The 12,060-nt window shown below is 68.2% G+C and carries 12 protein-coding genes; 9 read left to right on the forward strand and 3 right to left on the reverse strand.

Features of this window, described 5'->3' with window-relative positions:
* Window positions 1-31 precede the first annotated feature (31 nt).
* From IEW34_RS17845 to atzF, 8 genes are all read left to right on the forward strand, one after another.
* Window positions 32-1,045: an ABC transporter permease gene (locus IEW34_RS17845; RefSeq protein ID WP_188610567.1), complete on the forward strand. Its 1,014-nt coding sequence runs from the start codon at window positions 32-34 to the stop codon at window positions 1,043-1,045.
* Window positions 1,042-1,950 carry an ABC transporter permease gene (locus IEW34_RS17850; RefSeq protein WP_244642054.1) on the forward strand — a complete coding sequence of 303 codons (909 nt, stop codon included), beginning with the start codon at window positions 1,042-1,044 and terminating at the stop codon, window positions 1,948-1,950. The genes IEW34_RS17845 and IEW34_RS17850 overlap by 4 nt, the downstream gene beginning before the upstream one ends.
* A gap of 14 nt (window positions 1,951-1,964) precedes the next feature.
* Entirely contained in the window at window positions 1,965-3,662 is a 1,698-nt protein-coding gene (locus tag IEW34_RS17855) for a dipeptide ABC transporter ATP-binding protein (protein ID WP_188610568.1), read from the forward strand.
* Window positions 3,655-3,870, forward strand: coding sequence for a DUF4089 domain-containing protein (locus IEW34_RS17860; RefSeq protein WP_244642056.1), 216 nt, complete (start codon window positions 3,655-3,657; stop codon window positions 3,868-3,870). Before IEW34_RS17855 ends, IEW34_RS17860 begins: the two co-directional genes overlap by 8 nt.
* Window positions 3,871-3,879: 9 nt before the next feature.
* On the forward strand, window positions 3,880-5,247 hold the full coding sequence (locus tag IEW34_RS17865) for an AtzE family amidohydrolase (protein WP_244642059.1): 1,368 nt from the start codon (window positions 3,880-3,882) through the stop codon (window positions 5,245-5,247).
* Window positions 5,248-5,261: 14 nt separating this feature from the next.
* Window positions 5,262-5,930 (forward strand): cysteine hydrolase family protein, encoded by a 669-nt coding sequence (locus tag IEW34_RS17870; RefSeq protein ID WP_188610570.1) that lies wholly within the window; start codon window positions 5,262-5,264, stop codon window positions 5,928-5,930.
* 75 nt (window positions 5,931-6,005) lie between these two features.
* Window positions 6,006-6,389, forward strand: coding sequence for an oxalurate catabolism protein HpxZ (gene hpxZ, locus IEW34_RS17875; RefSeq protein WP_188610571.1), 384 nt, complete (start codon window positions 6,006-6,008; stop codon window positions 6,387-6,389).
* Window positions 6,390-6,628: 239 nt separating this feature from the next.
* Window positions 6,629-8,404: an allophanate hydrolase gene (gene atzF / locus IEW34_RS17880; RefSeq protein ID WP_188610572.1), complete on the forward strand. Its 1,776-nt coding sequence runs from the start codon at window positions 6,629-6,631 to the stop codon at window positions 8,402-8,404.
* 85 nt (window positions 8,405-8,489) lie between these two features.
* On the opposite strand, the gene IEW34_RS17885 is transcribed toward atzF, so the two are convergent.
* Complete coding sequence (locus IEW34_RS17885) at window positions 8,490-9,317, reverse strand: hypothetical protein (RefSeq protein ID WP_188610573.1); 828 nt, start codon at window positions 9,315-9,317, stop codon at window positions 8,490-8,492.
* Between the two features lie 352 nt (window positions 9,318-9,669).
* Here IEW34_RS17885 and IEW34_RS17890 point away from each other — a divergent pair, with 352 nt between their 5' ends.
* Window positions 9,670-10,476, forward strand: coding sequence for a hypothetical protein (locus IEW34_RS17890; protein WP_188610574.1), 807 nt, complete (start codon window positions 9,670-9,672; stop codon window positions 10,474-10,476).
* Window positions 10,477-10,760: 284 nt separating this feature from the next.
* Here IEW34_RS17890 and IEW34_RS17895 read toward each other — a convergent pair whose 3' ends face one another.
* A complete protein-coding gene (locus tag IEW34_RS17895; protein WP_188610575.1) occupies window positions 10,761-11,594 on the reverse strand; it encodes an enoyl-CoA hydratase/isomerase family protein in 834 nt (277 codons plus the stop codon).
* Between the two features lie 13 nt (window positions 11,595-11,607).
* Window positions 11,608-12,033, reverse strand: a complete 426-nt coding sequence (locus IEW34_RS17900) for a VOC family protein (RefSeq protein WP_188610576.1) — start codon at window positions 12,031-12,033, stop codon at window positions 11,608-11,610.
* Window positions 12,034-12,060 lie beyond the last annotated feature (27 nt).

Here is a 12,060-nt window from a genome sequence, read left to right on the forward strand (position 1 = left end):
ATCCCGTCATCCGCGTCCCACGAGGTCGCACATGGTCAAGACGCTTGTCGATCGCCTGCTGACGACCATCCCCGCGCTGATCGGCGTGGTCGTCATCAGCTTCCTGCTCACCCGCGTGCTGCCGGGCGACACCGCCTCGTATTTCGCCGGCCCCGCCGCCACGCCCCAGGCGATCGCCGAGGTGCGCAAGCAGCTCGGCCTCGACAAGTCCCTTCCCGAGCAATTCCTCCGCTACGTCGGCGACCTGGCGCACGGGCATCTCGGCCAGTCGCTGACCACCGGCCAGTCTGTCGTCTCCGACCTCGCGAGCCGCCTGCCGGCGTCGGCCGAGCTCACCCTGTTCGGCCTCTTTCTGGCGCTCGTCATCGCCATTCCGCTCGGGGTGGCGGCCGCCGTGCGGCAGGGCTCGTGGATCGATCATGCCTGCCGCATCATCGCCACGGCGGGCGTGTCGCTGCCGGTGTTCTTCACCGGCCTGATCCTCGTCTATGTCTTCTACTTCGTGCTGCAATGGGCGCCGGCGCCGCTCGGGCGGCTCGACGTCTTCGCCAGCGCTCCGCCCACGGTGACCGGCTTCTACCTGATCGACAGCTTGATCGCCGGCGACCTGGAGACCTTCCGGGCGGCTCTCGCGCAGATCCTGGTGCCGGGTATCACGCTCGCCATCTTCTCGCTCGCCCCCATCGCGCGCATCACGCGCGCTTCGATGCTGTCAGTGCTGTCGTCGGAATTCGTGCGCACGGCCCGGGCCTCCGGTCTCGGCCCGCGCACCGTCATTGTCACCTACGCGCTGCGCAATGCGCTGCTGCCGGTCGTCACCACGCTCGGCATGGTGTTCTCTTTTCTTCTGGGCGCCAACGTGCTGGTGGAGAAGGTGTTCGCCTGGCCGGGCGTCGGCTCCTACGCAGTGGAGGCGCTGATTGCCTCGGATTTCGCCCCGGTGCAGGGCTTCGTCCTCGCCATGGCGATCCTCTACGTCGCGCTCAACCTGATCATCGATCTGGCCTACGGGCTGATCGATCCGCGCGTGAGGAGCAGCTCATGACGATGGCGGACGAGCAGACGACGGCGGCGGCCCTCCCCGTCGCGCCCCCGAGCCCCCGCTTTGGCGAGACCTTCGCCCATGCACGCTACGTCGTCGGCGACAACCCGGTCACCGGCGTCTCGTTCGGGCTGCTGCTGATCCTGGTGATCTGCGCCCTCATAGGGCCGTCGATCGTGCCCTACGACCCGCTGGCGAGCGATACGGCCGCCGCCCTCCAGCCGCCGTCGGCGCAGCACTGGTTCGGCACCGACCAGCTCGGCCGCGATATCTTCAGCCGCGTCGTCGTGGCGACGCGGCTCGACCTCGCCATCTCCGTATTCTCGGTGGCCCTGGTGTTCGCGCTCGGCGGCCTGGCCGGGGTGGCTGCCGGCTTCTTCGGCGGCTGGACCGATCGCATCGTCGGCCGCATCGCCGACACCATCATGGCCTTCCCCCTGTTCGTGCTGGCCATGGGCATCGTGGCCGCGCTCGGCAACACGGTGACGAACATCGTCATCGCCACTGCCATCATCAACTTCCCGCTCTATGCCCGCATCGCCCGGGCGGAGGCGAGCGTGCGCCGCAACGCCGGCTACGTGCTCGCCGCGCGTCTCACCGGCAACAGCGATGCCCGCATCGTGCTGACGACGATCCTGCCCAACATCATGCCGATCATGGTGGTGCAGATGTCGCTCACCATGGGCTACGCCATCCTCAACGCGGCCGGGCTCTCCTTCATCGGCCTCGGCGTGCGGCCGCCCACGCCGGAATGGGGGATCATGGTCGCCGAGGGCGCCGCCTTCATCGTCTCCGGCGAGTGGTGGATCGCCCTGTTCCCCGGCCTGGCGCTCATGCTCGCGGTGTTCTGCTTCAACCTGATCGGCGACGGGCTGCGCGACATCGTCGACCCGCAGCGGCGCACCTGAGGGAGGAAAGGGCCATGTCCGCCGTGCCGCTGCTCGACGTCCGCGACCTCACCGTCGAATTCGCCACCCGCCGCGGCACCGTCAGAGCGGTCAGGAAGGTCGACCTCTGCATCGCCAAGGGCGAGACCGTCGGCATCGTCGGCGAATCCGGCTCCGGCAAGTCGGTGACATCTTACGCCGTGATGCGCATCCTCGATCGGGCTGGCCGCATCGCGCAAGGCAGCGTCGCCTTCTCCGGCGTCGACCTCAAGGCGGCGTCGGAGCGGGAGATGCGCGACCTACGCGGCCGCGAGATGTCGATGATCTTCCAGAACCCGCGCGCGGCGCTCAACCCGATCCGCACGGTGGGACGACAGATCGAGGACGTCCTGCGCCAGCACGCGCTGGCGGGCTCCGGCGACCTCAAGCAGAAGGCCATCGACGCCCTGGAGCAGGTCCGCATCGCGCGGCCCGAGGAGCGCTATGGCGCCTACCCCTTCGAGCTCTCGGGCGGCATGTGCCAGCGCATCGTCATCGCGCTGGCGCTGGCCTGCCGGCCTCAGCTGCTCATCGCCGACGAGCCGACCACCGGCCTCGACGTGACCACCCAGAAGGCGGTGATGGACCTCGTGGTCGAGCTGACGGCCGAGCGCGGCATGTCCACCATCCTCATCACCCACGACCTGGGGCTCGCCGCCGCCTATTGCGGCCGCGTCGTCGTCATGGAGAAGGGCGAGGTCGTGGAGACCGCGCACTCCAGCGCCATCTTCCGTGCCCCGGCCCACGCCTACACCCGCAAGCTGATGCGGGCCACGCCCCGGCCGGGCATCACCCTGCGCGACCTGCTGCCGGAGGACGCCGAGCACCCGCCCGCGCCGGCCGCCCCGGCGGCGAGCGAGACGCTGCTCAGCGTCGAGCACCTGGTGAAGGAATACCCGCGCAACGCGGCCGGCGCCTTCGCCCGCCTGCTGCGCAAGGGCGGCGAGGAAGCGCCGTTCCGGGCCGTCGACGACCTGTCCTTCGAGGTCAGGCGCGGCGAAAGCGTCGGCCTCGTCGGCGAGTCCGGCTGCGGCAAGTCGACGACGTCGACCATGGTCATGCGCCTCGCCGACCCCACGGCGGGTCGCATCGCCTTCAAGGGCGAAGACATCGGCGCCGTGCCGGCCAGCGCGTTCTCGCACCATCCGCTGCGGTCGAAGATCCAGATGGTGTTCCAGGACCCATCCGACAGCCTGAATCCGCGCTACACCGCCGCGCGCGCCATCGCCGACCCGATCCTGCGTTTCGGCGCCGCCAAGGGCGCTGCCGCGGTCCGCGCGCGCTGCGAGGAACTGGCGCGGCTGGTGGGGCTGCCGGGCGAATTGCTCGACCGCTTTCCGCATCAGCTCTCGGGTGGGCAGAAAGCCCGCATCGGCATCGCCCGCGCCATCGCCCTTGACCCGGACCTGGTCATCCTCGACGAGCCTACGGCGGCACTCGACGTCTCGGTGCAGGCGATCGTGCTCAACCTCCTCGCCGACCTCAAGGCCAAGCTGGGCATGAGCTATCTCTTCGTCAGCCACGACCTCAACGTGGTGCGCCTGCTCTGCGACCGGGTGATCGTCATGCGGCAGGGGCGGATCGTCGAGCAAGGCGCCGCGGCCCGGGTGATCGACGATCCCCAGGCCGACTACACCCGCGAGCTGATCGCCGCTATTCCACACCCGCCCGTGCAAGAGGTGACCCATGTCTGACCTGCAGCTCGAGCCGCTGGCCGCGCTCGACGAGACGAGCGCCCGCACCCTGACGCGGCTCATGGCGCCGATGCTGGGCATCCCGCTCGACCCCGACTGGATCGAGACGGTGGTGCGCAACCTCACGGCCAACGCCCAGGTGGCCAGGTTGGTCCTCGACTTTCCGCTTGCGGACGAGCTCGAGCCCGCCGCCGTGTTCAGGCTTTGAGGAACGATGATGGCAAGCAACCCACCGCTGCCCCCCGCCCAGTCGCGCGACCACGCCAGCCGGGCGGCCGTGGCGGAAACCTTGCGGCGCATCGAGCGCCTGGATCCGCTGGTCAACGCCTTCACCGACGTGACCGCCGAGCGCGCAAACAGGGCCGCCGAAGCGCTTGATGCCGGCCGCGCGACGGGACCGCTGGCCGGCGTGCCCTTCGCGGTCAAGAACCTTTTCGACATCGCCGGCCTGCCGACCCGCGCCGGCTCCAGGATCAACCGCGACCGGGCGCCGGCGGAGCGCGACAGCCCGCTGATCAGCCGCCTGGAGGCGGCCGGCGCCATCCTCGTCGGCGCCCTGAACATGGGAGAGTATGCCTACGACTTCACCGGCGAGAACGTCCACGACGGCCATTGCCACAACCCCCATGCGCTCGACCATATGGCCGGCGGCTCGTCGAGCGGCGCGGGCGCGGCGGTCGCCGCCGGCCTGGTGCCGCTGGCGCTCGGCTCCGACACCAACGGCTCGATCCGCGTCCCCGCCGCCTTCTGCGGCGTCTTCGGCCTCAAGCCGACCTTCGGCCGCCTGTCGCGGGCGGCGAGCTTTCCCTTCGTGACGAGCCTGGACCATCTGGGGCCGTTCGCGAGATCGGTCCGCCTGCTCGCCGGAGCCTACGACGCCATGCAGGGTCCCGATGCCGACGATCCGACCTGCACCGCGCGGCTGCCGGAACCGAGCGTAGCGCAGCTCGATGACGGCCCCGGCTCGCTGCGCATCGCAGTTGCCGGCGGCTACTTCGCCACGGGCGGCGATGCGGATGCCTACCGCGCCGTGGCCGCGGTCGCCGCAGCCCTCGGGGCCAGCCGCACCATCGACATACCCGAAGCCGCCCGCGCCCGCGCCGCCGCCTACCTGATCACGGCGAGCGAGGGCGCGGCCCTGCACCTCGACCGGCTGCGGTCCCGTCCGGCCGACTTCGACCCGGCGGTGCGCGACCGGTTGATCGCCGGAGCGATGATGCCCGCCTCCTGGGTCAACCGCGCCCATCGCTTCCGGCGCTGGTACGGGGAGCGGTTCGCCGAGCTGTTCAAGGACGTCGACATCATCCTGGCGCCCTCGACGCCGTGCCGAGCGCCCAAGCTCGGCCAGACCACGTTGGTCTTCGGCGGCCAGGAGCTGCCGCTGCGGCCCAACATCGGCGTCTACACGCAGCCGATCTCGTTTGCCGGGCTGCCGGTCGCGGCTGTGCCGGTGTTCCTCGACGGCGGGCTGCCCCTCGGCGTCCAGGTGATCGGCGCGCCGTGGCGGGAGGACAGCGTGCTGCGCATCGCCGCCTTCCTGGAGCGCGAGGGCGTCGCCGCCGCGCCGATCGCCGCGCTTGGCTAACCGGAGTTGATCCCATGCAGATCCTCGTCGACGCCGAGCCCGCCCCGATCAGCCTCGATCCGGCCCGTACCGCGCTGATCATCATCGACATGCAGCGCGACTTCCTGGAGCCCGGCGGCTTCGGCGAGACGCTCGGCAACGACGTATCGCGCCTCACCCCGGCCATAGCCCCCTGCCGGCGCGTGCTCGACGCGTCGCGTGCCCACGGCCTGCTGGTCATCCACACGCGCGAGGGCCATCGCCCCGACCTCTCGGACGCGCCGCTCGCCAAGGTGCAGCGCGGCCTGCCCTCCCTGCGCATCGGCGACCCCGGACCCATGGGGCGCATCCTCATCCGCGGCGAGGCCGGACACGACATCATCGCCGCGCTCACGCCGGCCCCCGGCGAGCCGGTGATCGACAAGCCGGGCAAGGGCGCCTTCTACCAGACCGACCTGGAGCTGATGCTGCGCAACCGCGGCATCGACACGCTGCTGGTCTGCGGCGTGACCACCGAGGTCTGCGTCAACACCACGGTGCGCGAGGCCAACGACCGCGGCTACCGCTGCGTCGTGCTCGGCGACTGCTGCGGCTCCTACTTCCCGGAGTTCCACGAGGCGGGGCTGGCGATGATCAAGGCGCAGGGCGGCATCTTCGGATGGGTATCGTCATCGCAGGCGGTGCTGAGGGCCATCGGGGCCTGACGGCCAATCGAAGAGGGCCGATACATTGGAGCGGCGAACGGGGTGCGCGCCGGCCGTCGCAAGCAGGAGACGCGAGTGGACATCGACATTCCCGAAATCGTCGCCGAGGTCGAGGCGGCCTTCGCCACCTACGAGCAGGCTCTGGTGACGAACGACGTGCCGACGCTGGAGCGGCTCTTCCATGATGCGGCGACGACCATCCGCTACGGCATCGGCGAGAACCTCTACGGCATGGACGAGATCCGCGCTTTCCGCCGCGGCCGGTCGCCGCTTAATCTGACCCGAACTCTGGAAAAGACCGTGATCACCACCTACGGCCGCGACTTCGCCACGGCCTCGACGCTGTTCAGGCGCGGCCCCGGAGCGGCCGGGCGGCAGATGCAGACGTGGGTGCGATTTTGCGACGGCTGGAAGGTGGTAGCCGCGCACGTCAGCGTGATCCCGGACTCGCTCGGCTAGAGCGTTTTCGAGCGAAGTGGACGCCGGTTCGCGTGAAGAAAGCGCGGCAAATCAAACAGATAGAGAATTTCCGCGATTCAGAGAAACGCGGAAGTGCTCTAGCGCCATCCCCCGGTCAGGCGACCCGTCTAAACCGACGACAGGTTCTCCAGGTCTTCGAACGCCTGTCCCCTGACTGGGTGGTTCCACTCAAGACCGCTCCGGCGAAGAGTTCGCGAAAAGAGAGAGAGACGAGACCCGTGCGTACCATTCAGGACTACCGCAGCGCCTATGCCGACGGCGCCGCGACGCCATCGTCGGCCATCGCCGACGTCTACGGGCGGATCGCCGCGTACGGCGATGCAGCGGTGTTCATTGCGCTGCGTCCGATCGAGGCGGCGCTGGCCGACGCGCGCGCGCTCGAAGGCCAGGGGCCCCAGGGGCGGCCGCTGTACGGCATCCCGGTTGCGGTGAAGGACAACATCGACGTCGCCGGCCTGCCGACCACGGCCGGCTGCGCGGACTTCGCCTATACGCCAGAGGTCGACGCGATCGTGGTGGCGCGCCTCCGGGCCGCCGGCGCGATCATCATCGGCAAGACCAACCTCGACCAGTTCGCCACAGGGCTCGTCGGCGTGCGCTCACCCTATGGCGTGCCCCGCAACACCATCGACCCGGCCCTGGCGCCCGGCGGCTCCAGCTCGGGCTCGGGCGTGGCCGTCGCGGCCGGACTGGTGCCCGTCGCGCTCGGCACCGACACGGCGGGCTCGGGCCGCGTGCCTGCCGGGCTGAATGCGATCGTCGGCCTGAAGCCGAGCCTCGGCGCACTGCCCACGACGGGCGTCGTGCCGGCCTGCCGCAGCCTCGACTGCGTTTCCGTCTTCGCCCACTCCGTCGCCGACGCCTGGGAGCTGTTCTCGGCCATGGCAGGGCCCGATGCGGCCGATCCCTACTCGCGGCAGACGCTCTCTGCTCCGGCGCGCCCCGCCGACGCTCCGCTGCGCGTCGGGGTGCCCGATGCCGCCAGCCGCAGATTCGGCGGCGACGCCTTGTCCGAAGCGGCATTCGACGCGGCGCTGAGCGCGGCGCGCGCCGCCGGCGCCGCGCTTGTACCGATCGATCTGACGCCCTTCTACGCCACCGCCGCGTTGCTCTACGACGGCCCATGGGTGGCGGAGCGCTATGCCGCGATCCGCCCCTTCATCGAGGCGCAGCCGGAGGCATTGCTGCCGATCACACACGGCATCATCGCTGGTGCGACGCGCTTTTCGGCGGCGGACGCCTTTGCCGGGCTGTATCGGCTGGCGGAGCTCAAGGCGGCAACGTCCCCTGTCTGGGCGGACATCGACACGCTGATGGTCCCGACCTTCCCGCGGCCGCGCACTCTGGCCGATCTCGAGGCCGACCCGCTCGGCCCGAACGCGGAGCTCGGCACCTACACCAACTTCGTCAACCTGCTCGACCTCTGCGCCCTCGCCGTGCCCGGCCCGGCGCGCACGGACGGCTGGCCTGCGGGCGTGACCTTTATCGGGCCCGCAGGCCACGACGCCGATATCGCCGATATTGCGGGCCGGCTGTTCGGCACGCCGGGCGCGGCCTCCCTCCCGGCCCCCTCGGCTCACGGCGCAGTGGCTCCGATCGAACTGGTCGTCGTGGGCGCGCACCTGTCCGGGCTCGCGCTCAACCACGAGCTGACATCCCGCGGGGGCCGGCTCTTGCGGGCGGGGCAGACCACCAGTGACTACCGGCTGTTCGCTCTGGCGGGCGGGCCGCCCCACCGCCCCGGCCTGCTGCGGGTGGCGGAGGGCGCGGGCCGCCCCATCGAGACGGAGGTCTGGGCCCTGGAGCCGCAGGCCTTCGCAAGCTTCGTCGCTGCCGTCCCGTCGCCCCTCTCCATCGGTACCGTCAGGCTGGCCGACGGCTCGCGGCCCAAGGGCTTCCTGGTGGAGGTGGAAGCCACGCACGATGCCGCGGACATCTCGCATTTCGGCGGCTGGCGCAGCTTCTGCGCGGCCCCGCCGCAGGCGCAGGCCTGACGGGCTCCGCATGGACCGGTCGCGATGACGCCGCGACGTCGCCGGTCCGTGCAGGGCTGGCTCTGGCGAGCGTGAGCCCCCTACATCATTGCGACACCCGCGTCGCGCCGCGGCCGAACAGGGCAAGCGACCCCTTGAGCTCGGCCTCGGTAAAATGCCGATAACCCCGGATGGTCGCCTCCAAGATTTCGAGGTAGACGACGTATCTGGGGTCGAAGAACTCTCTCATCTCGAGCCAGGTCGGCGTCCCGCAAAACGTGGCGTAACGTGTGCGGTACGTCTGGTTCCTCACACCCCACTGATTGTAGGGCCAGCCGTGATGGGACATGTGAAAGCCGTGAACGGGCCTGCCGATGCTGCCGACACGCGGCTCGGTTCGTGCAGACACAATCTGGTAGAGCAGGTCCTCGTCGGAATTCCACTTGAGTGACGGCAGATCGATATCGTCGGGGATCGCAACGGGATAGTAGAAATCATATTCAGAAAAATGAAGGCCCGTCATCTTGTTCAAACCGAGCGTCTGGAAGCTCGACCTGACCTCGTTCGAGTATCTGATGTTCTCCCGCTCCATGATGGCGATGTGCCTTGGCGCGATCGCCTCCAACACGAGGATATCGATGTCACCGATATAGACGTAGGTAGCCCGCATCGACGGTTGTTTGATGAATCTGATCACCGACCCCGGCGCATCGAAGTTCACCTGCGTGAGCAGCAAACGATCCGGGAACAGGTGCTGAAGCTTGGCCAGCCCGGCCGTGTAGGCCTGCTCGATCTGGGCCCTGTCGGGAACGAAGATCTCCAGAGCGCTATCGTCATTGTGATGCAGGACCGAAGCAGCATAGGGCAAGACGAAGGGCAGATAGGCGCGGTCCGCGGCTGTCACAACGAGCAGTTCCGGCATCACCGCACCCATCGCTTCGCCAGCGGGCCCATGGCGCCGGGAGCCAAGGCAAAGCTGGCGGCGGGTGCGACGCCCGCCTTCGCGCAACAAAAAAAGCGACAGACCACCACCAAACCCACCCTCCCCTGGCCCGACGTCTCCGGCGGAGCAGCGCGAAGCAGGCGTCCGCCACCGGCCGCTGGGCGCAGCGATGCAGTGTAAGGCTCGCCTCGTTCGGCCGAAACCCTGCCATCCTCACGAACAAGTGAGAGACATCCAGCGCCGCGGCCAGCCGTGCCGATACGCCTCAAGCTAGCTTGATTGCCGGAGCAGAACCCGCTAGGCAGGATGGGCGTATCAGGGATAGCGGCCGCACAAAGACATCATGGTCGAACTGTTAGTATTGACCGCTGCCGACGGCCCATATCTTCCCTATGCTCTTCCGTATGCAACGTCTGTCCTGCACCACAACGACGATTGCAAGGTCGAGATATTCGTGCCGGATCGGGATCACTTTTGCCAAGCGCATGGGCGAGCGATCGCCAAATTGGCCGAGTTCGTCGGCCCCCGGCTCGTCGTATCCGAAGCCGAATTCGATACGCACGCATCGATTGTCCGCTTCATCAAGCAACCTGCGACCACGGCAGCATATGTCTACATCGGCGACATAGACGTTCTGGTTCTGGAGCCGATCGCACCGCAGCACATCGAGATCATGCGGAAAAACAAGCTGCGGTACTCAAATGAGGTAAAGGCAAATAAAGACGGCCCCACGATGACGGGCCTTCATTTCTCCGAGTATGATTTCTACTATCCAGTTGAAATTCCAGACGATATCGATCTGGGATCGCTCGATTGGGACGCGGATGGAAGCCTGCTCTACCGGATGGTCTCGGCCAAGGCCAAGCCGCGCACCGGCAAGATCGGCAGACCGCTGCACGGGTTCCATATGTCTCAGTATGGCTGGCCCCTCAACCAGTGGGGCGTGCGAGACCGGTCGCGCCGAGACAAATATGAGGCGCTACGAGGTACGCCCCTCTGGCGGGAGATGAGGGCCCTGTTCGATCCGCGATACCTCGTTTATCTCGATATCCTCGAAGCCGCGATCAAAGGATGCGATTACTTCACGGATCAGGACATCAAGGACTCCAGCATTCTATCCGGTCGCGGAGCCCAGACACACTTGCGATAGCCCCGCGCGAACGATGCGGGCGGACGGCCCCTTGTCGTTCGCGCCGACGGCCCGCTCGCTGGCCGAACCCTCAAGAGCATGTCCGATGAAACTGGTTCGCCGAGCATGCCCTGTCTCGTTGTTCTGACGCAAGGCGGGACGCAGAATCGCAGCAGACTTCTGCTGGGATCGTTCTGGAGCACTTCTTGATCGGGTGGAACCACCCGATCAAGGAGAGCGCTCCAGATTAAAAGACTTGGAGCATTTCTACCCGATCAGATGATTCCATCTGATCGAGAAATACTCTAGCGCCCCTTGAACCGCGGCGCCCGCTTCTCGCGGAAGGCCTGGGTCGCCTCCCGCACATCATCGGCCGGATTGGCGATCATCACGGCCAGCTGCGCGTCGCCCAGCGACGACTGGTAGGTGGAATCGAGCGCCCGCATCATCATCGTCTTGGTCAGCCGCACGGCGAGCGGCGCCTTGCCGGCCAGGGCCTCGCAGAAGGACAAGGTACGTTCCTCCAAATTGCCGGACACGATCTCCGTGACGAGGCCCAGGCGGAAGGCCGTCTCCACGTCGTAGATCTCGTGCAGCAGGGACATCTTGAGGGCCTTGTCGTAGCCCATGACGTGCGGGAACAGCCACGCGCCGCCTTCGTCCGGCAGCAGGCCGAAGCGGTTTGAGGTGTCGCCCAGCTTGGCTGCGGGCCCGGCGAAGCGGAAGTCGCAGCCGAGTGCCAGGGCGAGCCCGCCGGCCACGGCGTAGCCCTGGATCATGGCGACCGACGGCTTGTCGATGCGCCGCAACTCGGCCACCACCGGCTGCATGCCGTCGCGCATCTCGCGCCCCATGCCCATGGGCGCCCTCTGCACCCGTTCGCGGTGCTCCGGTTCGCTGTCGCCGATATCGCCGCCGGTGCAGAAGGCACGGTCGCCGGCACCGGCGAGGACGAGGGCGCGCAGGTCGTCGTCGTCGCGATAGCATGCCACGGCGCGCTGCAGCTCCTGGGTCATCGCGAAAGTGTAGGCGTTCATCGCCTTGGGCCGGTTCAGCGTGATGCGCGCCACATGCGGGCGCGGCACGTCGCAGATCAGCGTCTCGAAGTCGGCGTTGGCGAATGCGGTCGAAGCTGACATGGCGGCTCTCCGCTCAGCGCCGGATCGACAGGAGCTCGAGCTCGCGCCCCTCCGGGTCGAGCACGAAGGCGGCCCGCATCGGGCCGGTGTCGAAGGGCGGCCGATGCGCCTTCGCCCCGGCATCGACCGCATAGGCGTACGCCGCATCGACATCGCGCACATAAAGCCCGAGCGGTCCGTGCGCGTCGCCCACGGCAACGGGGCGGCGATCGTGTGGGCCGTAGAGGATCAACGAGAAGCCGTTGTCGTCGCCGGGCCGGCGCAGCACGAGTTCGGTCGCGTCGGCGAGCTCGATGGTCTGCGCCACCTCGAAGCCGAAGATGCGCTGGTAGAAGGAGGCCATCGCTTCGAGATCGCCGACGACGAACTTGACGAAGGCGAAACGGAATGACGGCCCCTTGGCCGTCTGTGGGCGTGCGGACGCGGCGGCGTCGGTCATCGGCAGTCCTCCCTGATCGCGTTGTTC

This window comes from Chelatococcus reniformis (genome assembly GCF_014640075.1).
Classification (GTDB): domain Bacteria; phylum Pseudomonadota; class Alphaproteobacteria; order Rhizobiales; family Beijerinckiaceae; genus Camelimonas; species Camelimonas reniformis.